Genomic DNA, 21,426 nt, shown 5'->3' on the forward strand with positions numbered 1-21,426 from the left:
ATTTAGTGTTGACAAGCCATACTTCATGTGTTCCCACCTTTATTTATTTCAAAATGCGTTCCATCTTGAATAATTAGGATCGTTTGAAGGTCGATCCTAATTATTCAATACTATTAAAACGCGGTATACCATGATAATGGTGACTGTTTAATAATAAAAGTTAGTAAAATAGATAAAAATATTATCAAAGTCATCTGCTTGGGCTCTTTATAAAAAATCAAACATAAAACGCAATACATAATTAGTTCTGTAATATAATTCAGATAGACATAAAATATACCCATCCCCACGGAGATACTTAACATTAATCCCATGGGTAATGCGGGTAAAATAAAAGCTGAACGACTGTTATTTTTTGCGAACCATACAATAGCCGCTAAAAAAGGAGAAACTAAGGCTATAATGCCCCAATATAAAATATAACTTGTCGAAAAAACACCAAACAACATCGCTGAGTATACGTAATAACCAATAAGCATTCCTAGAAAGAAAATCATTGTATGGATGCCCGCTCGAATTGGAGTTTTACTATATGCTGCTATTAATGTTCCGATAAATACCCAAATGCCCAATCTGGTGAATATATCACCAAAGTATGGCACGGAATCTAAGTACTTGGTCATTACACCAAAGACAAGACTTCCAAATAACAAAGATATGAGGATTGCTATTCTTCTTTTCAAATTCCCCACTCCAATTTCCCAAATACATTTTCTGGCAGCCTATTTACATAATGAATGAAACATTACGTCTCTCAATAAAATTGGCCCGCTTGAAGGACGATTCTAATTCATTAATTGCACCCTATTCTTGCACAAATTTTATTCAGCCAAGCCCCCCTTGATTAAACACTTGTTACCTTGTTCAGTCTAAAAATAAATTCAAAAAGAAAGAGTATATGTATAGGTAAGTGAGAATAAAAAAAGCTATCAATCCTATTACTGATATTAAAAACACCCAAACTTTTTTTATCCTTATCTGTACAAAAGCAGATACCAACACAAGAATTATAAAAATCCAAATCATTGAACCCCACAATTTATTAATTGTATCTTGGTCCGGGTCTGGTGCAGCAATGCTAAACATTGGACCTATACCAATAAGGGCTAATAATATGATTATTATTCCGTGTACCAAATAAACTGCTGCATTAAACAATTAAACCACCTGCCCTCTCCAATCTTGAATATAAGTTATTACAGCAAAGCCTTACCTCCATTTGCTTATGAATTGTTTACTTGTATCACTTCTTTTCAGTAACTGGAGAATCTGATTTTTCCCATTCTGTAGGTCCTTCACTTGGATTAATATACTTTTGCCAATAATCACCCGTTTTCTTATCAAATATAATTATATTACTTTCAGTAGCTGGTATAAGTTCATATCTGTACGGTTCTTCCGGTGATGGATCTACATTATTGCTCTGCATTTTTGAAACCACTAAAGAAGCTGAAAAAATGCAGACTCCTAGAAATATAATCGCTACAAACTGCAAATAATTACTCATAATTCTCCTCCAACTTTTCTCTGTAATCTAGACAATTTGAAGATCAATCCTAATTCATTAACTGACCACGATTGAGGAATTTCAATTTACATGCTATCCCCCAAATCCTAATAAAGCCATCAGCAATAGCGGCAAAGCTAAACTAATCATAAAGAGAATTATTACTGAAAATCCTAAATACTTGAGCTTGCCTTTCTCCTTTGTCTTGATGGCCTGAACACCTAAAATAATTCCGCCTATCATAAGGACGATTCCAGATAGAAAAAATATACCAATAACAAACTTTTCTAAAAAAGTCGGATTTTCAGATATAAGATAGCTCACCTTAAATACAATTACACCTACAATACTTAAAACAAGTGACCATTTACTGTTCTTTTGTGAAGCCAATATTTTCACCTCTCATAGCCGTAAACTATTAATAAAACATCTACCTATAGTTTGCTATGTAATTCGTTTCTTCAAACATTTCCTTGGGATCTTTAACGGTACATTCTTCAACTGTCATATCCGGATGCAACTCTAAGTAAGATCTGATCATTTTGTATCCTTCGCTGTATCCATATGAATTCGGGATACCATTAGAGCCGCCTATTTTCATTTCTAAAATCTTCTCGCCGTCTGTACTTTCAAGATACGGTTCAATCTTACTCCAATGCTCTTTGTTAAAACTTTCATTTAATACGATATACATATTATTTAAATTAGGATACACGAGAGTCTCGAACATCACAGCCTCCCCTTCCAATGTTAAATGATCTAATCCTGTCAGCAAGTGGTTTTCCTTCAAATTTTTTTCGAACCAGACACTATGATGATACTCATGTGACATACTAGATTTAAAGTAATTATGAAACCTGTTGTAGTAGACGATGATTTTTCCTGCCCCAATTGTCGCCATATCGGAAGGGAAGTTTTCATTTTTAGGAAATATACATACAGTTTTTTCCTTATCTGTTGGGAGGACATCTGAGGATTTAACAAGCGATTCCTCAAATACTTCATTTAATTGATCTGTATTCATTTTTTCAATTTGATTCTTTACCCGTTCAAATTCGCTTCTTTTAGTTATCATTCCAGTTAGACTTATAAAATTCGGAAACTCTGCATCTTCATAACAGACTTCATGTACTGGCGTGATAATTTCCTGTTGAAATAACTTGGAAAGCGTTTCGTCTGGTTGATTTTTCACAGCTTCAAAATAATTTTCATATAACAAGTAAGCATGAATAATATTGAATTCTTGCCCCGTTTTAGGATTTTTAAAAGTATAAGATATATTTTGTTGTTCATTTTCCAAATTTACCTCTTCGTGAGATTGCTCGATTTGCTTACAGGCCGATAAAGTAAAAATAAGAAGTATACAAATTAAAATAGAATATTTCCTTGCACTATTTATTGGATTCATCGCCTTAAAAGAATTGACCGTATTTTACAAAAATATATTACCCAAGATTGCAATTGCAGCACACAATGTTCAACTTGACTTGTAGCCTTTGCGTGCATGATGATTGAGCCTAGAAACAAATACTATACAGGTCTAACTTTGCCTACTGAGGCTATAATTCCATATACAGTTGCAACGCCAAGTTGCTTGCATGCTATGTACTTTCAATTTGCACTATACATAAATGTTTTTTCGATTAAGCATACAGACAATTAAATAAAATAATCATAGTAATAATAAATAGTCAAAAACAAACTTATTATCATAAACAAGATTAATCCTATAATGATTGGTGAAAATCGAAATTGAAACAGTTTTACTCCTCCTATGTCCACGCCCGTCATTCCTTTTACGTTTGCATTATATAAATTCCGTTCATGATTCGAAAAAAATAAATAAAGCCAAGGAACTGCAAATATCAATAACCCTCCCAAGAAAATCGTCTCCATAAAATCCCACCCAATGAATATAGAAACAGCCCATAACAATACCGTTTCTATTAACATGGTTAGGATGATAATTAAAAAATTTTTCAAATAATTACCTCCAGTTACACGTATATTCGCATTATCCATCAAAGGTATAAGAATTAGCATGGACTTATTTAAAACTAAAAATTTCTATAAAAAATATCAAGCATAGTAAGATACATAACAATTGCAGTTATATGAAAGACATAAATAACTCATCCTGGTGTTTTGGACTTTATTACTCCTACCTTTTATAAAAGAGTCAATTAGAGTCAAGATAAACCGAAAGCCAAATTAAATATTTCCTTTCCTAAAAGTCGATTTATGCTTACAACACTGCCTATAACCAATTTCAAAATAATAAGCGAATGATTCAAATTTTATATGATGAAACGAATACATGATCGATAAAGATTTTACAATGAATACTAAAAAACCCGCCCAGAGTTACTTTTATACTCCTCAATTCATTATTATTAGTTCTTAATTTCCCATTTAGCGTCCCTCTAAGAGCTAAGCCTATATTTTCATCCTGCAATTCTCCATCCACATACAACTTTTCGCCAGCAAACCACCTATTTTCGACTTGTATTCGATGACCATCATATATTGCTTCAAATACTTTCTTCATTTCGCTCCTCCTTATTTAAACAGCTATAATCCTATTCATTAATAAGCTCAGAACCTTTCTTTTGATGAAGTATGTAACTATTCTTCAAAGAAAATCAATGCCTGTTTTTATACGCATCTGGCAACAGCTGTATCTGCATCTTTATGTTTAATCAAAATATTATTCTTCTCATCTATCTGGTATTTAACTTCTTCTCTTTCAAGACAATTAAACAAAGAAGCTCTGCTTTCCTCGCTTTGATGACCTTCGTATACTTCATTTTTTTGAACCATCTTAGCTTCACCAAGGAATCCCAGATGAACAGAGGCATCCTCACTGCCTTCTAAAATCATATTTGTCTTTCCTTACATCCAACTCATGTCCATTGATAACTACTGTATGATTACCCTTCCAAGCGATTTCCGCATTCTCTTCACGCGAGTCCCAGTAGATATTTTTGGTCTTGTTCTTTTTTTCATTGAACACCAATTCCCCGCGAACTGAATACGGCGTAGTGGCTCCCCCGTTAGTCACATATGCTTTTACCGTATACTCTCCATTAGGCGATATCTCCTCCGTAAGAAACTCTCCTTCCGGCAAACGTTTCATATCAAAGAAAGCCCAATAGACTCCGTAACCCACCAATGCAACGATTAACAAACTAATTACTGCCAAGAATTTAACAATAATCTTAATAACTCGCTTCCGCTCTGAAACCTCATTTGCCTTTTGATAGCCCAAGATTATTGGACCCCCTTATTCTCAAAACATCCGCTATGAAAATACACAGATCTCTTACTTTATTTTAAATTTCCACCTATCAAAATAAGTTATCTCTCACCTGTTTCAAGTATCGACTACAGAAATTTCAGAAACTCTCACTTTTACCCAACTATACCATATCGCCAACTAATCCCAAATCATATTTTGGTTTATATCCAACAAAAAAAGCATTGCTTTTCGCAATGCTCTTTCCATGTCACTCATGATGGGACGTTCCTCAACCAAGTCGTGCGAGCACGTCAGTTGTAGTCAAATCCTCTTTCTCCATCCACTCAATTAGCAACTTCGCAGTCGCTTCTGCGCTTCTCAACTTGCCTTCTTCTTTATAATTGATAAATTGCTCAAGCATCGGGAATCCATCTACGTCGCTTGACCGAATCGTCTTTTGCATTCCCGTATCTATAATTCCAGGAGCTATAGAGACAATCCCTACCTGATATTCAACACGCTGCTGTTCTAACCGGATGACTTCTGAAAACCGATCAAGTCCCGCTTTCGTCGTGCAGTATATGCCCCATCCTTCATACGCATTACGGCCAGCGCCTGAAGAGATATTAATGATTTGTTTTTTTGCCTTAGACTTACTCAACACACCAATGAATTCATTGGACAATTCAATTGGAGCTGTCAAATTCAATTCAATAGCTTGCTGAAGAGCATATGTTGACAGCCCTCCAACCTTCCCTACTGGTTCTACTGTGCCTGCGTTATTAATGAGTGTAAATGATTCAGCTGTTGCAAGATAAGGAGTCAACAACCGCTCCATCAGTCCTCGTCTTGTCTCTCGGCTTGTTAAATCGACTTCTACAAAGTTTTCATAGCCCTTTGGATTGCTACGTGCAATTCCAAATACTAGTGAATCCGTTTTTCGAATTTGTTCATATAATTCTTCCCCAATTCCTTTTGAAGCCCCAGTTACGATATAAACATCCACAAATATCACTCCTTTATGATTAGTAGTGTACCATTTAGGGAATAAAAAAGACCAACCGATAAATCGGTTGGTCAAATTCTCATAAGATTAGTTTAAAACTTTCACCCGTACGGATTTACGTCCCCACTGGATCGCTTTACTATGTGATGCCATGAATACGTCGATACGATTTCCTTTGATAGCACCGCCAATGTCTCCAGCAACTGCATATCCGTAACCTTCGACGTGTACTTTAGAACCTAGTGGAATCACTAGAGGATCTACTGCGATTACTTTCAATGAAGGATTCTTTTTCAAGTTGAGTCCTGTTTTTGTAATTCCAGAACAACCTTTACAAGAAGCCGTGTATGCTGATGAGTTCGCCATGAACTCCTTTTTCACAGTGTCATTGTCTGAACGTGATGGCTTTTTAGCCGGTTTCTTTGCAGCTGTTGTTGAACCACCGCTTACTAATTTCAATGTTTGGTTCGGGTAAATCACTGAAGATTTGATACCGTTCCATTTCATTAAGTTGTTAACAGAAACATTGTGCATCCGTGAAATCTTATATAGTGTGTCGCCTTTTTTCACTTTGTACGTAGACGCTGCTGCTGAACTTTCATGTGTTCCACTGACCATTAGTGCCGTAGCTAAGATAAACGTGAAAATTAGTTTCTTCAAAAGCTCCGCTCCCTTGTTTTTAAGTCTGTGTATAGGTTAACAGCCCAATATTACAGAAAGATTACAGCTAACCACCATTCCCGTGACAATTAAAAGTTGATTATTACAGTTGTCGCAAAGATTCATCTTAAGTTGTTCACTCTAGCAGGAAAGTAATGTATAGTAGACTTAGAAAGTCAAATCAGGACGGTGAACGGAATGCCAATACCTCAAAACCATACAAAACCAGCTCGTCAAACTGCAAAAGAAAGCGCATTCAACCAGCTCCAGCAATGGATTATTGATGGGACGTTGAAGCCTGGAGAGAAATTAATCGATAGCGAACTAGCTCAAGCTCTTGGCGTGAGCCGAACACCCATACGCGAGTCCCTTCAACTTTTGGAGGTTCAAGGGTTCGTTAAAATGTATCCCGGAAAAGCCACTCAAGTCACAGAAGTCGAACGGGATTCCATCAATGATTTGTTGCCACCACTAGCTGCAATGCAGGCGCTTGCGGCAGAGTTAGCTGCACCTACCATTTCAAAAGAGACGATAGATGTGTTGAGTAGCCTTAACAAAGAATTTGCTGAAGCTGTACGAAACGAAGACTATTTTTCAGCATTAAAAATTGATGAATCTTTTCATCAGGTCATCGTTGACGCTGCAGCAAACACGTATATCACATCGATTACGTCTTCACTTCAAGTGCACGTTAGACGACTTTTCTTTCATAACTCCATCATTTTGACAGAGCAGTCCATTGATGAGCATGAAGAAATCATCGATATGTTAAAACACAATCGTGCTGACCAAGCATCAGCTACTATGCGAGGGAATTGGCTACGTGCCATTAACGAATTCCAATCGCTGAACAACTAAAAACCGGTCTCCCTACTATTTAGGGGACCGGTTTTTCAAGTTCTACTATTAGTTTTTGTAGCATCATCTTGTAGAAATTATTCTTCTGTGCTCAGCGACTGTTTTGAATTCATGCCCGTTACTCGAGCAATCACACCAAACACAACAATGACAATCAATGTAGGAATTAACCAACCCAGACCATTCTCATACAACGGAAGCACTTTTCCGTAGAACGCTGTAATAGGTTCGATCATTTTCCCTAACTGTCCACCTGGCAGTGTATCTGCCAGTGCAGCCAGCCCATCAACTACACTGATAAGCATCGCTACGATTGTTACTGCAACGTAAACAATACGTGCGTGACCAAAGAGTGGCGAAACAAATGTGAGAAGCATGAGCGTGATCGCAAGCGGATATAAAAATAGTAACACTGGAACTGAATACGTAATGATGTTATTCAACCCGATATTCGAGACGACGAAACAGAATACCGTAAATGTGATGACGATCACTTTGTAAGACAACGAAGGGATGAGTGTGTGGAAATACTCTCCACATGCTGTCATTAAGCCAATACTTGTCGTTAGACACGCTAGTAAAATGACAACTCCCAGCAACACAAGACCAGCTTGTCCAAAATAATGAGTGGCAACAGATGTTAATACTGCTCCTCCCGAATCCATCATACCAAGTGAACTAACACTACTTGCGCCAAGATACGCGATTCCTACATACAAGATTCCTAAGAATCCTGCAGCAACAATTCCCGTCTTAAAAGTAGCCCCGACAATCCCCTTTTTAGACTTCACACCCATTGAGCGGACAATCGTAATGACGATAATACCGAAGACCAGAGAGGCCAAAGCATCCATTGTATTGTAGCCTTCCGTAAACCCGTTCCCAAATGCACCTGAAAGGTATGTGCTGCTAGGTGCTTGGAATGAGCCCATCGGTGAAAATAATGCGACTACTAACAAAACAAGTAGCAAGATAATAATAGCCGGCGACAAAATCTTTCCAACCCGATCGGCAATCTTTTGTGGATTCAACGACAGCCAAATTGTAATTCCGAAAAACAACGCAGTAAATATTAGTCTCGGAATCAATGGATCAGTCCCATTCAAGAACGGTGCAATCCCGATATCAAACGCAACAGCTCCTGTTCGTGGTGCTGCGAAAAATGGTCCAATTGTTAAATAAAGCGCTGACGTGAACAAAATCGCATATAGAGGATGAATGCGACTTGCGAGATCCTGCAAGTTGGCACTACCAGAAAAACCGATTGCTAGAATACCTAGAAAAGGTAATCCAACCCCTGTGATGAGAAACCCGATGACTGCTGGCCAAAAATTCGTACCTGCTTCCTGACCAAGCTGAGCAGGGAAAATCAGATTTCCTGCGCCAAAGAAAAGTGCGAATAACATCGTTCCAATGACGACTAAAGATGAAAATGGTAACTTCCGATCCATATTGAAATACCTCCTAAGATGACTGAAAACGTATGCGATATATTGCAGAACCTCATCATAAACCGCGACTCCAAAAAAAGCAAGTCGCGATTTGAACAAACGTATAGGTTAACAAGAGTATTTAGTGGATTTCAATACGAGTATAACTGTGTCCTTCTTTCGTCTTTTCCACCCTCAAAACGGCCGGAAACGCTTCTTTCAATTCAGCAACGTGAGAAATAACACCAATCATCCTGCCTGCTTTTTGTAGACTGATAAGTGTATCAATTGCTTTTTGCAGGGATTCTTCATCCAGTGAACCGAAGCCCTCGTCGATGAACATTGTTTCTACTGAAATCGAACCTTGGAAACTTTGAATTACATCAGCCATTCCAAGAGCTAGACTAAGGGATGCATTGAACTTCTCTCCTCCAGAAAGAGTTTTCACATCACGATTCTGCCCTGTATACTCATCGTATACGTCTATTCCTAAACCACTTTGGCGCCCTCTACTTTCCTGACGATCACTTCGCAATAACTGGAATTGACCGTTAGACAATTCGCTTAACCTTCCATTTGCAGCATGTAAAATCCGTTCTAAGTATTCCGTTTGCAAATATCGCTCAAATGATAGTTTACGATCATTATTCCCACGGACTAAGTCATGCAGTTCAGTCAATCGGGCACACTTTTGTTCAAGTCCACTCTGCGCTCCTATTAAATCTTCCAGTTTCAGGTGCAGTTCAGTTGCATTCTTTTCAAGCTCTGAAGCACGATGATACGCAGTTAGCGCTTGTTCGTAGGCATGCTTGTTTTGCTCTGTAAGATTGCGAAGTACTACTAAATCCGCTTTTTGTTTTCCTGCCACTTGCTCCTTCAATTCAGAAATCGCTTGTTTTGTCGTCTCGATTTCAACGTCATATTCGTTGATTTTCCTAGAAAGTGCGGTGCGCTGTTCAGCAAGTAGTTTGCACTGTTGGTAATCCGTCTCATCTTCAAAAGCAGACTCCTTAATAGCTGCATTAAATGAGCTTGTTGCTGTTTGTTGCTTAACTGTTGCCTCTTCAGCGGATTTTATCATGAAGGCTATAGCTGTTTGAGCATTAGAGACTGCTTCCATTGCGAACTGTCGCTGCTCTCTAGCATGTTCCCAAGACCGTTCAAGCGTTGTTTTATTTTTTTCTTCTTTTCTTATTTCCATTTGCAACGCTTGAATTGATCGGACCTGTTCTGGGACTGTCTTCAAGGATTCATCAAGAATCGCTTTTGCTTGTTTAAGTTCTGCATGTGTGACATAGTCACTTTTTTCTTTATCTGCAATTGCTTGTTTGTGTCCAATCAACTGTTCATTTGCCTCTGTGTATTGCCGTTTTATAATAGGTAAACGATCTCGATTAGTCTTCAATTGAAGAAGCCTTTTCTCCAAGTGTTGTACGTGCTCTTGACTGACTAGTAACGAATCAGGATTCGGTGCTCCCTCCAATTGCTGTTCAATTCTTGTAACTTCCGTACGTATACTTTCCAACTGTAAATCTGTAGCTCTATATTGTTCGTATGCATGTGTTGCTGTCTGTTTATCAAACTCTAATTGTTCTTTAGTTATCTGAAACTCTTGAGGTTTCACCTGAACTGCTGGGTGATGTTCACTTCCACAAACTGGACATGGCGTCCCTTCCTCCAATGTCTCCGCAAGAATGGCCGCTTGATTTGCAATCCACTTACTTTCAGTTGCATTTGCCTGGTTACGGGTAGTTTCCATCCGCTCTTTTTTGAGCTTCAACTCAGCAGTCAGTTGCTCAATTGTTTTAGTACTGTCAATATGACGCGTCAGTAAATCAGCCTTATTGCGTGCATCCGCTAGTTCATCCACTACTTGTTCATAGCCTTCAGATTCAAATTCAAGTGTCTCTGTCTTCAGCTTTAAGTTTTGGACATTTTCAATTTTCGCTTCTACTGATGACTTCAACTCCTCAAGTTCCCCCTGTCCATTATCAACGCGCTTCTGAAGGGTGCAAATTTGCTGTTCTTTCTCCTCAATTTGCGTTACGTTCGGTAAGAAGTTCTGCAGTGTTGTGAGTCGTTCCGCGCTTTTTTGTCGTTCAGGTTGCTTTTGCATTTCTTCATTATAAACCGCTTCCACTTTAACCGCAGCTTCCTTTGCAGATTCTAGTGTCAACGTCGCTTGCTGTAATTCCTTCTGACGATTTTTCAATTCATCAGTCGCCTCAACCGAGCGCCTTTCACTTGGCTCTAGCTGAACAGCCTCCTCTGCTTTTTGGAGTCGTACTCTATCAGCAGTCAGTTCAGTTTCACGTGAATTCAGCAGTTGCAGTGTGCTCATCTTTCGTTCTAAGTTATCAAATTGAGTGTTGAGTGCAGTTCCATTATAGAATGCTTGCTGGGCTTTCTCATGCGCTTCATATGCCCTTCGATACTGTGTATCGCTTTCCTGAGCAGCAGTTTTGTAATGCACGCGTTCTTGCTCCAACCCATCCATTAAACGTGTCGGATGGATGGAATCTGCCTGAAGTGTTTCAAATAGAGACGAATCCCGCTCTGGAAGACTCACAGGCAACTGACGTATAATTTGTTCCATCGAAAGACGTGCCGTGTTTAGTTCACTCATCGCAAGATCTTTTCTCTTTTTTAAAATCTCAGCCATTTCTCGGTAATGTTCAGTTTTAAAAATTTTACGCAATATCGTTTCTTTGTTTTCCGTATCAGACGTTAAAAACTTCCGGAATTCCCCTTGAGGTAACATCACGATTTGGCTAAATTGTGCTATCGTAAACCCGATAAGTTCTTCAATCTTTTTGTTCACTTCGGAAACAATTTGACGATCTACAGCAGGTATTTCCCCTTCATCTGTTTGCTGAAAAAACTCTGTACGTCCGCTAGTTTCACTCTTATTTCCCTTTTTGGTATAAGGTACTTGTCGAAATACACGGTACGTACGATCTTGAATGACAAATTCCAACTCGACTGCAGTCTGCAAATCGATGTGCGCAAAATCACTTCGCAATGCACGGATATCAGTTCGATCCTCGCCGCTAGCCTGTCCATATAAAGCAAAACAAATCGCATCAAATATCGTCGTTTTCCCAGCACCTGTTGCACCTGATACCGCAAATAATCCGTGCTCTTTAAGAATCGTAAAGTCAATCGTTTCTGTACCACGATAGGGGCCAAACGCCGTCATCGTCAATCGAGTCGGTCTCATAATGATTCTCCCTTCTTAGTTAACAGTTCCTGCAATACTTCTTCTACGATTGTCTTCGTTTCCTGATCAGGTGCATCACCAGTAATTTCTTCATAAAATGAATTGAATAACGTACGATCATCCAACCGTTCGATATCCGAAACCCGTGATGTCGCTTGTTCAGGCAGTGAACGATTCACAACACGTTCTACGTGCATAGCATTCGGATACACTGAACGCACTTTTTCCATTGGAAATAATACTGGAGCATCATCCAAAAGTTTTACAAACACATAATCTTCACTAGGTGCCTCTAGCAACAGATCTGCCATTGTTGCTTTAACCGTTCTAATATCCCGATTTTGGCTTAAAGCTCTCTTTTCAACCTCAATTTCACCTTTTCCGTCCAGTTCAATGACTAAAAATCCTTTTTGATGACTTTCTTCAGATATTGAATACTTCATCGGCGATCCAGAATAACGGGTTTGTTCTGTTCCCGTAAAGTGTGCTTGATGCAGATGTCCTAGCGCTGTGTAATGAAAGTGTTTAAACAAATCAGCAGCTACATATTCAGCGCCGCCAATCGATAGCGGACGTTCAGAATCACTCGTATTTTCTTCCGGTTCCCCAAGTGGCGTAACGAAAGCGTGAGCAATTGCAACATGACGAATGGAAGAATCGAGCTCTCCATATTGACGAATAACAGACTCCATTGCTCGATGATGACTGTCAACGCCTTCATCTTTTGTTAGGTTACGAATAACTGATGGATCTGTGAATGGAATTAGGTGAAACTGGACTGGGCCAAACTTATCCTCTAATTGAACAGTAGTCCCTCCTCCACTTTCAGAAGGTTTCCCCACTATATGTAGACCGTTCGCTTGCATGAGACGACTTCCAAATTGTAGACGTGCTGGACTATCATGATTCCCCGCAATCGCGAGAACTGGTGTCTTATAGTCCACTGTTAACTTCCATAGCAATTCATCTAACAAACTTACAGCCTCTGCAGGTGGCACGGAGCGGTCATAGAGATCCCCGGCGATAATGACGACGTCAGGTTTCTCCTCTTTAACGGCATCTGTGAACTGATTTAACACAAAACGCTGTTCCTCAATGAGTGATACACCTTGCAACACTTTGCCAAGATGCCAATCAGCTGTATGGAATATTTTCATAGTTAGTTCGCCCCTCTTCAATTCATTCTCCTTCTAGTTTACCGGAGAATGACCGTTCACTCCAACGCAAACAGGACATCTCAAAGGAGATGCCCTGTCGCGGTAGGATTTATCAATCAAACACTCAACAGAGTGCAGGATCACGGTTTTTATTGCAAAAATAACAACCACTCAAAATAATCTGGGTTTTTACACTTTACATGCTAGCACACATAGAATATACTATAAAAAGTTGCACATGGGAAACTTAAAGTTGCACTAAGGAAACATATTGATGTATTCTACTATTAAGAACTCTTTCGAAACACTTTGCATAATGTGAAAAAAATAAGTAAACCCATCTTCACTTTTTACAAGTGAGGCCATACTACGCAAAAAGTTGCACAAAGGAAACTTTACTTTATCAGTTCAGGAGGAATTGGAATGACAGAATCGATTACTGCAAGTAATATTTCCGTTTCATATTCAGGAAAGCAAGTCGTTAGCAATGTGTCATTTACATTTGCACCCGGCAGTTTAATAGGGATTTTAGGTCCGAATGGAGCGGGTAAATCCACTCTTATGAAAGCAATGCTGGGATTAATACGAAAAGACAGCGGAACTACACAAATCGGTTCGCAATCGATTGATAAGGTGCGGAAGCTAATTGCATACGTCCCACAACGTTCAAACATCGATTGGAACTTTCCTATTGTAGTAAAAGACACGGTGCTTCTCGGTACGTATCCAAAGCTCGGATTATTTCACCGACCTAGCAAAGCGGATAAAGCTTGGGCTGAGGAATGTCTGAAACAAGTAGGCATGCAGGATTTTGCTGATCGTCAAATCGGTGAATTGTCAGGAGGTCAACAACAACGGGTCTTTTTAGCGAGAGCCCTTGCTCAAAAAGCGGATTACTTCTTCCTAGATGAACCGTTTGTCGGAATTGATGTATCTAGTGAAGAAGTGATCATCGGCATTTTAAGAAAGCTTAAAGATGCAGGAAAGACCGTTCTAGTCGTACACCATGACTTGTCTAAGGTGAAAAGTTATTTTGATGAATTGATATTGATGAATAACGTACTAATTGACGCAGGTCCAGTTGAGCAAGTATTCCGTGAAAAGAATATGACACGTGCTTATGAACGGCCGATGACGATGTTTGACGATTTGGAGGTTCAAATGTAATGGAATTTTTTCATGATCTGATGAACTATGCATTTTTGCAAAAAGCATTTATCACTTCCGTAATGGTAGGTATCATTTGCGGTGCAATAGGCAGCTTCATTGTTTTACGAGGAATGGCACTGATGGGTGATGCGATTTCTCACGCAGTCCTACCAGGTGTCGCGATTTCCTACATGCTCAGCATCAATTACTTCTATGGTGCCGTGTTAACCGGTGTACTCACAGCATTTAGTATAGGTGCTATCAGTCAGAACAGTCGCATTAAGAGTGACTCTGCAATCGGAATCGTCTTCTCTGCATTCTTCGCACTCGGAATCATTTTAATAACAAAAGCCCGAAGTGCCACCGACTTGACCCAAATCCTATTCGGTAATGTATTGTCCGTCCGAGATTCCGATATGTGGATCACGCTTGTTATCGGAGCTATCGTAATCGCAACGGTTGCACTGTTTTTCAAAGAGCTCCTCATTTCCAGTTTCGATGAAACAATGGCGGCTGCGTATGGCTTGAATACAAGATTCATCCACTATGCGATCATGTTTTTATTGACGCTTGTAACAGTTGCATCCTTGCAAACGGTCGGTGTAATTCTAGTTGTTTCGATGCTTATCACTCCAGCTTCAGCGGCATACTTGTTAACAAACCGACTATCTACTATGGTAGTGCTGGCATCCTTCTTTGGTGCATTATCAGCAGTCATCGGCTTGTATTTCAGTTTCTTGTACAACATGCCATCTGGACCGGTTATCGCTCTTGCAACAACATCTATTTTCGTTTTAGCGTTCCTATTTTCACCTCAGCAAGGATTGATCACTCAGATGTTCAAGTCCCGTGGAAAACAAGACGCTGCAGCATAACGAGAACGCCGAGTACACTTCCCTCATTTCTATAGGGGGATTACTATTTTATTTTTTAACAAAAGGAGAAGATTTTGCTTATGAAGAAGTTTGTAACTTGGATGGGATTGTCTTTGATGGCAGTCTTCGTACTCGCAGCATGCGGAAGCGACAAAAATACTGCATCTGCACCTGACGGAAAAGAAAAACTGAAAGTTGTAACCTCATTTACAATCATTGCAGACATGGCCCGCCAAATTGGCGGTGATTATATCGATGTCCATAACTTGGTACCTTCGGGAACGGATCCCCACGAATATGAGCCTCTCCCGAACGACATTAAAGCAGCTACAGACGCTGACGTTTTGTTCTATAATGGACTGAACTTAGAAGGCGGTGACAAAGGTTGGTTCAAAAAGATGACAGACTCTGTTCACCAGAAAGATGAAAACATCTTCAACCTGACAGAAAAGGTGACACCTAAATACCTAACTGACGAAGACGGCCGTGAAGAAGAAATCAACCCTCACGCATTTATCGACCCCGCTGTAGGTGTCCTTATGGCAGAAAAGATCACTGAAGTACTGATTGAAAAACACCCGACAGACAGCGACAAAATCAAACAGAGTGGTGAAGAGTACGTAAATCGCTTGAAAGAACTCGACAAAGAATATGAAGAGCGAATTAATGACATCCCTGAAGAAAACCGCACGCTTGTAACAAGTGAACGTGCATTCCAGTATATGAACGATCATTACGGCCTAAAAGAAGCTTACATCTGGGAGATTGACACAGAAGAAAACGGTTCACCGAAACAGATTAAAGACTTGGTTCACTTCATCCAAGAACATAAAGTTCCTGTATTATTTGTAGAGTCTAACGTCGATACTCGTCCAATGGAAACTGTTTCGACGGAAACTGGGGTACCCATGGCAGAGAAGTTCATCTATTCCGATGAAATCGGTGATCCAGGTGAAGAAATCGATACCTACGTGAAATACTTGAACTATAATATCGATCTTATCCACGATGAACTTAGTAAGAAACGATAACCCTATATGAAAAGACGGAGCACGCGCTCAAGCAGCGTACTCCGTCTTTTTTTGTTGGATAACAACAAGCTGTGGAATGAATTGAATTGAATCGCATAAAATGATGCATTGAAGAAAGGATGATGTTTTGAAAAATGTACCTGTACTTATTACAACGCGCCAATTACCGAATCCTTCACCTTCCATCTCCATTGTTTATCCAGAAGTCCATCTCCCCCAACTTCCTGTCGTGCAACATAGTCTCAACACGCAAATCCGGAATGAGTTAAACCAGCTACTCATTGACCAAAATTACTATGATCCGAATCTTGTTGAACTCATCGTATATTTCGAGATTAAAACAAATGAACGAAACTTGTTGAGCCTGACGCTTATTGCTTATTCCTTTACTGGTGGTGCACATGGAATGACTGTCGTAAAAGCGATGACGTTTGATACTCAAACAGGTAAAAGGTATTCCCTCTATGATCTATTAGGTCCTCAAGATTTTGAAAAGCCTTTGTCTGATCGAATCCGCAAAAAGATTGAGGAGTGGGATATAGATCTACTCGATCCACCTTTCACTGAAATCAGAAGAGACCAAGACTTTTACTTAGCGGATACGTCACTCGTTATCTATTTCCAATTATACGAAATCACACCATACGTATGGGGATTCCCTTACTTCCCAATTGCTTTGAAAGATATTGAGAAGCTCATACCAGCTGCAAGCCCATTGCAACGCTTTATCCCTTTCCTATAATGGAATCTAGTTTCGTTTTTTACTGATTATCCAGTATAGGATGAACAGAAAAACAATCGAACCTAAAATACTAGGTATGATCCATCTAGAATGACTATCAGCGGAAGAGCTTGGTTCGGCTTGGGTAAATTCCTTCTTCCCGGCACCAAGTTCTTTTAAATCTTCCATTGCGTTCGCTTCGGCTGTTGTTCGAGTACATATAGTGCTTGTCAGAAAACCATCATCGTTCCCTTCGCTAAAATCATTTGCGTAAAACAGATAGCTTTCCCCAGTTTCTATTGGCAGTCCACAATCTCCATCGTTAAAACCTGTGTAGATCTTGATTGTTTTAGTTTCTACCCCTTTCCAGGCTTCCCGTACGTCGATTGTCACTTCTCTTTGGATATTCACATCCGCTATATCTGTAACCGTACCTAAAAACACAGCATCTGACTGTTCTTTGGCTTCTGAAACAGAAGGAAGTTCCATACACGAACACGCACGTGCCTTTCTTTCAAGAGGCATTGACCAAACAAGCAAGAATACACTGAGCAAAATACCGATTCTTTTCACACTCTTCGCCTCCCTACTTTAACGGATCAGACGTCAATCTAATAGATTAGTTACAAGTTATCTGAAATTGATTTATCGGAAAATGTGGCGTACTGTTAGTGTAGATATGCGTTGGAAAGGGAGAGAGTTATGAAACGGACACTTGTCATTAGTGACATCCATGGTGAACTGGATATGCTCACTGCATTATTAGAAAAGGCAGCCTACAATTCTACAACAGATCGACTATTTTTACTTGGAGATTACATAGATAGAGGACCTGATTCAAAAGCAACACTCGATAAAGTAATGGAGTTAGTCAAAGGAGGCGCGATTGCTCTCAAAGGAAATCATGAGGATATGATGGTCAAATCATTGATTGATGGAAACGAGCGTATTTGGAGAAATTGGACTGGTCGAAATGGTGGAGATGCGACATTACAAAGCTATGGATTCGAACCGGAATCCTTTTTGTTTTCTGACGATCAAGAATTCCAAAAGCCTCATCTTTACTCGAATCATCTCAATCGACATTTAGAATTCATCCGCAATCTTCCTTATTATATCGAAGAAGACGATACGATCTTCATTCATGCGGGAGTGAAACCTGGAGTACCTTTGGATGAAACGGATCCCTATGAACTAATCTGGATACGAGATGAATTTCATACTAACTATAAGGGACCGAAGACAGTAATTTTCGGACATACACCGACAAAGGGATTTCGTGACGATGAGAACGATAATAGCATCTACTACGGGTCTAATTCCATTATAGGAATAGATGGTGGTGCTGTATTTGGTGGGCAACTAAACTGTTTAGTCCTTCCTGAAAAGAAAGAGATATTTGTTCTGGCCAAAAAATAAAACAAGCAACCGAGTCAGAAATCTGAATCGGTTGCTTGTTTTTTTATGGATAGAGCATTCTGTCCTCAGCTCTTTTTCTTCTGTTTTTCTTTTCGTCGTTCTTTTTTCTTATTGTACTCAGCTTCTATTCGTTCAAAGCGTCGTACATCTCTCGGTCTTACTGTAATCGGTTCTTTCTTCAACATCTTCACCATCGAAAATACCATGATAATTAAAAACACACCGAATGGCAATGCAGAAACCAAGGAGGCAGACTGTAGTGCTTCTAAACCGCCTGCATATAAGAGTACAGCCGCAATTGCTGACATGAGCACCCCCCAAGTCATTTTCACGACCATCGGTGGGAATAAGCTACCTTTCGTCGTCATGCTGGCTAAAATGTATGTAGCAGAGTCAGCTGATGTAATGAGGAACGTAAAGATCAACAAGATCGCTAAAAATGTTAGCAGTCCAGTTAACGGCATATGTTGAAACGTTTCAAATAGAGCTGAAGTGACATCCTGGTTGACCACTTCTGCAATGTTTGTCCCGTTTTTCAAATCACTATATAATGCGGTGCCGCCAAGGGTTGCTACCCACATACACGCGAATACGGGAGGGATGACCATAACACCGACTATGAATTCTCGAATCGTTCTCCCTTTCGAAACTCGAGCGACAAAAGCTCCAACAAATGGTGACCAGGCAATCGTCCATGCCCAGTAGAAAATCGTCCATTTTTGAACCCATGTTCCTTCACCATAGGGTTGCAAACGCAAGCTATACTGGATGAAATTTGTAATATAATCCCCGATTGCTAACGTAAAACTGTCCAATATGAACACCTTTGGACCGACCACAAAGAAGAAGACGAGTAACGTAATCGCGAGTCCTAAGTTAAAATTCCCTAAATATCGAATTCCTTTATCTAACCCCGTTGATGCAGAAATCATGTACGCTACGAAAACAACGGCAATGATTGAAAATTGGACGAGGAATGTATTACTGATGTCGAATGCATACTCTAATCCTCCACTCATCTGAAGAACACCAAGGCCAAGTGAAGTGGCAATCCCCATCACTGTTGCAATGACCGCTAACGAGTCAATGCCACCCTTCAAGTACTTGTTTGAACCTACTACAGGTTCTAATGCAGTTGAAATAAGTCCATCTTTCTTCTTTCTGAACTGTAAAAATGCAATAACCAGGCCAACTAAGCCAAAAATAGCCCACTGTGAGATTCCCCAATGGAAAAACGAATACCCCATTGCAACACGTGCGGCCTCTTCCGTACTAGGTTCTACCCCTGAAACAGGTGCATTGATGTAATGGCTCATCGGTTCAGCTACACCATAAAAGACAAGACCGACACCAAAACCGGCTGAAAACAACATACCGATCCATGTAAAGAATGGAAAATCCGGTCGTTCATCATCTCCACCTAAACGTATGGCTCCATATTTACTTATGGCCAGTCCAATCAGAAACACAACTAATACAAATACAACGAGCAAGTAGAACCATCCAAAACTTCTTGTAGTGAATTCATACAGCATATCTGCTACATATGAAAATTTTTCATTCATGACCGCACCAAGTAATACTAAAACGAAAATAACAGATGCGGATATTACAAACACTGGATTCTTCCAAAACTTTTTGTCCAACGGCAACGACTCCCATTTCTCTAGTTATTACTCCAATACCCTCATTTTTGGATGCATAACATCGAAATTAGAGTGTTCCCGTTCTATATGTATTAGTTTTGACTAAATCCTTTTCAATACGGATACAATTTGTATGAAAAGGACGTGATCACATGACAAGCGCTGATGAATATGCGTTATCTATTTACATCCCCATTATTCTACTGTTAACAGTTATTGAAATTGTACTAGGCGCTTATGAGAGCTCTGACGGAATGTGGAACAAAAAGTTAGCTGCAGGAAAATTACTACTCAACATGGCTTGGACAAGCACATTATTCCCCTTGCTGTTGGACATTCAGCTATTCACTTTTATGATTGAGTCCTTGTATGAAGGTCGAAGGGATGTAGCCTCTCCTATAAGTGGAGATGGCTTAGTATGGTTCTCCGGTTCCCTCGTATTCCTTTTGTTCCTTGTGAATACCATAGATGTTTATCAAAGTTTCCGTACCGCAGAAAGTTCTTTTCATGATGAAGAAGTTTCATAGTCTATTGATAACTTCTTTTGACTGAACTACTTTTGTATTCCATGAGACAATGACACTAATCGTTAAACCGACACTACAGACTGTAATTAGCGAGAGGACGAGTGAAACCGTAGGGACAGACAGGCTTCCTATCGTTACAATGATTATGTCAAACAGCAGGATAATCAGACCCGAATTCGTTCTTACCCCTTTAGCTATGAGCTGAGCAAGTAAGTCTGTTCCTCCGATACTAATACCACGGCGCAACATAATTCCTGTACCAATTCCAATAAGGATTCCTCCTGTTGCGCTACTGACAACCGGCCCTAATTGAAACGCCACGCCACTCTCTCTAATCGGTGCAAACACGTCGATGATAAGAGCCGAAATCAACATACCGTGGATGCCATTATAGAAAAAGGGTCTGTACACAAAGTAAGTCAGCATAAAAATAGGAATACTTATTAGTAGGAACGTCAGCCCTACTTTCGTCCCCGTGACATAATGGACAATAAGACTGATTCCAAGCGCACCACCCTCCATTAACCCCTGAGGGATTAGAAATAAGTTCAACCCTATACCTATAAAGACACTTCCTACAAGCAATGCAATTATCTTTCTAGCGCTTTCCATCTCCACTCACCACCTCATTGTGTTCTGTTACAACTATATGGCAACAAACGCCCAGACTTTCCTAATCTGGTGAGGTTAATGAAAAAAACGTCGTCCATATGAAATGGACGACGCAGACTGTAGACAAAAGGGATGGGAATCGAGTTGATTTCCATCCCTTTTGTCTTTTTGCATCGTTGACTCTGAAAATGAAGGATAACAGCAGGCCGTTGATCTCCATTCCAGACGGGCGCTTTCCGGGGGCTTGCACTCAGCCTCCTCGTCGCTTCGAAAGCAAAGATGTGCTCCCAACGTTTCACTTATGCTCGCAAAAGCCGTTCTTCGTTACGGCTTTTCCTGTGGGGTCTTCAAAAACACGTGCTCCTAACGC

22 protein-coding genes are annotated in these 21,426 nt (G+C 39.8%); 7 read left to right on the forward strand and 15 right to left on the reverse strand.

Features of this window, described 5'->3' with window-relative positions; genetic code table 11:
* Positions 1 to 113: 113 nt before the first annotated feature.
* The 9 genes from RL70_RS16410 to RL70_RS16460 all read right to left on the reverse strand — a co-directional run bounded on the left by RL70_RS16410 (position 114) and on the right by RL70_RS16460 (position 6,411).
* Positions 114 to 692, reverse strand: coding sequence for a DUF6518 family protein (locus tag RL70_RS16410; RefSeq protein ID WP_156138000.1), 579 nt, complete (start codon positions 690 to 692; stop codon positions 114 to 116).
* 551 nt (positions 693 to 1,243) lie between these two features.
* On the reverse strand, positions 1,244 to 1,507 hold the full coding sequence (locus RL70_RS16420; protein ID WP_039044476.1) for a hypothetical protein: 264 nt from the start codon (positions 1,505 to 1,507) through the stop codon (positions 1,244 to 1,246).
* A gap of 93 nt (positions 1,508 to 1,600) precedes the next feature.
* Positions 1,601 to 1,897 (reverse strand): hypothetical protein, encoded by a 297-nt coding sequence (locus RL70_RS16425; RefSeq protein ID WP_039044477.1) that lies wholly within the window; start codon positions 1,895 to 1,897, stop codon positions 1,601 to 1,603.
* A 40-nt stretch (positions 1,898 to 1,937) separates the two neighbouring features.
* On the reverse strand, positions 1,938 to 2,807 hold the full coding sequence (locus RL70_RS16430) for a DUF2268 domain-containing putative Zn-dependent protease (protein ID WP_052246016.1): 870 nt from the start codon (positions 2,805 to 2,807) through the stop codon (positions 1,938 to 1,940).
* A gap of 990 nt (positions 2,808 to 3,797) precedes the next feature.
* Complete coding sequence (locus tag RL70_RS16440; protein WP_039044478.1) at positions 3,798 to 4,055, reverse strand: hypothetical protein; 258 nt, start codon at positions 4,053 to 4,055, stop codon at positions 3,798 to 3,800.
* Between the two features lie 107 nt (positions 4,056 to 4,162).
* A complete protein-coding gene (locus RL70_RS16445; RefSeq protein ID WP_039044479.1) occupies positions 4,163 to 4,387 on the reverse strand; it encodes a hypothetical protein in 225 nt (74 codons plus the stop codon).
* Positions 4,368 to 4,730, reverse strand: a complete 363-nt coding sequence (locus tag RL70_RS16450; protein WP_156138001.1) for a DUF5412 domain-containing protein — start codon at positions 4,728 to 4,730, stop codon at positions 4,368 to 4,370. Before RL70_RS16450 ends, RL70_RS16445 begins: the two co-directional genes overlap by 20 nt.
* Before the next feature lie 304 nt (positions 4,731 to 5,034).
* Positions 5,035 to 5,751: an SDR family NAD(P)-dependent oxidoreductase gene (locus RL70_RS16455; RefSeq protein WP_039044481.1), complete on the reverse strand. Its 717-nt coding sequence runs from the start codon at positions 5,749 to 5,751 to the stop codon at positions 5,035 to 5,037.
* Positions 5,752 to 5,838: 87 nt separating this feature from the next.
* Complete coding sequence (locus RL70_RS16460) at positions 5,839 to 6,411, reverse strand: 3D domain-containing protein (RefSeq protein WP_039044482.1); 573 nt, start codon at positions 6,409 to 6,411, stop codon at positions 5,839 to 5,841.
* A gap of 198 nt (positions 6,412 to 6,609) precedes the next feature.
* On the opposite strand from RL70_RS16460, the gene RL70_RS16465 reads away from it, so the two are divergent.
* A complete protein-coding gene (locus RL70_RS16465) occupies positions 6,610 to 7,269 on the forward strand; it encodes a GntR family transcriptional regulator (RefSeq protein ID WP_039044483.1) in 660 nt (219 codons plus the stop codon).
* Between the two features lie 77 nt (positions 7,270 to 7,346).
* On the opposite strand, the gene brnQ is transcribed toward RL70_RS16465, so the two are convergent.
* The 3 genes from brnQ to RL70_RS16480 form a co-directional block, all read right to left on the reverse strand.
* Positions 7,347 to 8,720, reverse strand: coding sequence for a branched-chain amino acid transport system II carrier protein (brnQ, locus tag RL70_RS16470; protein WP_039044484.1), 1,374 nt, complete (start codon positions 8,718 to 8,720; stop codon positions 7,347 to 7,349).
* A 121-nt stretch (positions 8,721 to 8,841) separates the two neighbouring features.
* Positions 8,842 to 11,919 (reverse strand): AAA family ATPase, encoded by a 3,078-nt coding sequence (locus tag RL70_RS16475; RefSeq protein WP_039044485.1) that lies wholly within the window; start codon positions 11,917 to 11,919, stop codon positions 8,842 to 8,844.
* Positions 11,916 to 13,076, reverse strand: coding sequence for an exonuclease SbcCD subunit D (locus RL70_RS16480; RefSeq protein ID WP_039044486.1), 1,161 nt, complete (start codon positions 13,074 to 13,076; stop codon positions 11,916 to 11,918). Before RL70_RS16480 ends, RL70_RS16475 begins: the two co-directional genes overlap by 4 nt.
* A gap of 423 nt (positions 13,077 to 13,499) precedes the next feature.
* Here RL70_RS16480 and RL70_RS16485 point away from each other — a divergent pair, with 423 nt between their 5' ends.
* The 4 genes from RL70_RS16485 to RL70_RS16500 all read left to right on the forward strand — a co-directional run bounded on the left by RL70_RS16485 (position 13,500) and on the right by RL70_RS16500 (position 16,873).
* On the forward strand, positions 13,500 to 14,243 hold the full coding sequence (locus tag RL70_RS16485; protein WP_039044487.1) for a metal ABC transporter ATP-binding protein: 744 nt from the start codon (positions 13,500 to 13,502) through the stop codon (positions 14,241 to 14,243).
* Positions 14,243 to 15,100, forward strand: coding sequence for a metal ABC transporter permease (locus tag RL70_RS16490; protein WP_039044488.1), 858 nt, complete (start codon positions 14,243 to 14,245; stop codon positions 15,098 to 15,100). Before RL70_RS16485 ends, RL70_RS16490 begins: the two co-directional genes overlap by 1 nt.
* A gap of 80 nt (positions 15,101 to 15,180) precedes the next feature.
* Entirely contained in the window at positions 15,181 to 16,131 is a 951-nt protein-coding gene (locus RL70_RS16495) for a metal ABC transporter solute-binding protein, Zn/Mn family (RefSeq protein ID WP_039044489.1), read from the forward strand.
* Positions 16,132 to 16,258: 127 nt separating this feature from the next.
* Entirely contained in the window at positions 16,259 to 16,873 is a 615-nt protein-coding gene (locus RL70_RS16500) for a DUF3298 and DUF4163 domain-containing protein (protein ID WP_039044490.1), read from the forward strand.
* Between the two features lie 6 nt (positions 16,874 to 16,879).
* On the opposite strand, the gene RL70_RS16505 is transcribed toward RL70_RS16500, so the two are convergent.
* Positions 16,880 to 17,425 (reverse strand): hypothetical protein, encoded by a 546-nt coding sequence (locus RL70_RS16505; RefSeq protein ID WP_039044491.1) that lies wholly within the window; start codon positions 17,423 to 17,425, stop codon positions 16,880 to 16,882.
* Between the two features lie 129 nt (positions 17,426 to 17,554).
* Here RL70_RS16505 and RL70_RS16510 point away from each other — a divergent pair, with 129 nt between their 5' ends.
* Positions 17,555 to 18,271 (forward strand): metallophosphoesterase family protein, encoded by a 717-nt coding sequence (locus RL70_RS16510; protein ID WP_039044492.1) that lies wholly within the window; start codon positions 17,555 to 17,557, stop codon positions 18,269 to 18,271.
* A 65-nt stretch (positions 18,272 to 18,336) separates the two neighbouring features.
* On the opposite strand, the gene RL70_RS16515 is transcribed toward RL70_RS16510, so the two are convergent.
* Positions 18,337 to 19,917, reverse strand: coding sequence for a BCCT family transporter (locus RL70_RS16515; protein WP_039044493.1), 1,581 nt, complete (start codon positions 19,915 to 19,917; stop codon positions 18,337 to 18,339).
* A gap of 152 nt (positions 19,918 to 20,069) precedes the next feature.
* On the opposite strand from RL70_RS16515, the gene RL70_RS16520 reads away from it, so the two are divergent.
* Positions 20,070 to 20,444: a hypothetical protein gene (locus RL70_RS16520; RefSeq protein ID WP_039044494.1), complete on the forward strand. Its 375-nt coding sequence runs from the start codon at positions 20,070 to 20,072 to the stop codon at positions 20,442 to 20,444.
* Here the strand turns inward: RL70_RS16520 and RL70_RS16525 are convergent.
* Positions 20,439 to 21,056, reverse strand: a complete 618-nt coding sequence (locus RL70_RS16525) for a YitT family protein (protein ID WP_039044495.1) — start codon at positions 21,054 to 21,056, stop codon at positions 20,439 to 20,441. The genes RL70_RS16520 and RL70_RS16525 overlap by 6 nt on opposite strands.
* Positions 21,057 to 21,426: the final 370 nt, after the last annotated feature.

This window comes from Sporosarcina sp. ZBG7A, from assembly GCF_000813425.1.
Lineage (GTDB): Bacteria > Bacillota > Bacilli > Bacillales_A > Planococcaceae > Sporosarcina.

Coding starts and splice junctions, on each gene's coding strand:
- RL70_RS16520 (WP_039044494.1), top strand. CDS start 20,070: ATGACAAGCGCTGATGAATATGCGTTATCTATTTACATCCCCATTATT.
- RL70_RS16480 (WP_039044486.1), bottom strand. CDS start 13,076: ATGAAAATATTCCATACAGCTGATTGGCATCTTGGCAAAGTGTTGCAA.
- RL70_RS16510 (WP_039044492.1), top strand. CDS start 17,555: ATGAAACGGACACTTGTCATTAGTGACATCCATGGTGAACTGGATATG.
- RL70_RS16475 (WP_039044485.1), bottom strand. CDS start 11,919: ATGAGACCGACTCGATTGACGATGACGGCGTTTGGCCCCTATCGTGGT.
- RL70_RS16440 (WP_039044478.1), bottom strand. CDS start 4,055: ATGAAGAAAGTATTTGAAGCAATATATGATGGTCATCGAATACAAGTC.
- RL70_RS16490 (WP_039044488.1), top strand. CDS start 14,243: ATGGAATTTTTTCATGATCTGATGAACTATGCATTTTTGCAAAAAGCA.
- RL70_RS16465 (WP_039044483.1), top strand. CDS start 6,610: ATGCCAATACCTCAAAACCATACAAAACCAGCTCGTCAAACTGCAAAA.
- RL70_RS16525 (WP_039044495.1), bottom strand. CDS start 21,056: ATGGAAAGCGCTAGAAAGATAATTGCATTGCTTGTAGGAAGTGTCTTT.
- RL70_RS16445 (WP_039044479.1), bottom strand. CDS start 4,387: ATGATTTTAGAAGGCAGTGAGGATGCCTCTGTTCATCTGGGATTCCTT.
- RL70_RS16420 (WP_039044476.1), bottom strand. CDS start 1,507: ATGAGTAATTATTTGCAGTTTGTAGCGATTATATTTCTAGGAGTCTGC.
- brnQ (WP_039044484.1), bottom strand. CDS start 8,720: ATGGATCGGAAGTTACCATTTTCATCTTTAGTCGTCATTGGAACGATG.
- RL70_RS16495 (WP_039044489.1), top strand. CDS start 15,181: ATGAAGAAGTTTGTAACTTGGATGGGATTGTCTTTGATGGCAGTCTTC.
- RL70_RS16485 (WP_039044487.1), top strand. CDS start 13,500: ATGACAGAATCGATTACTGCAAGTAATATTTCCGTTTCATATTCAGGA.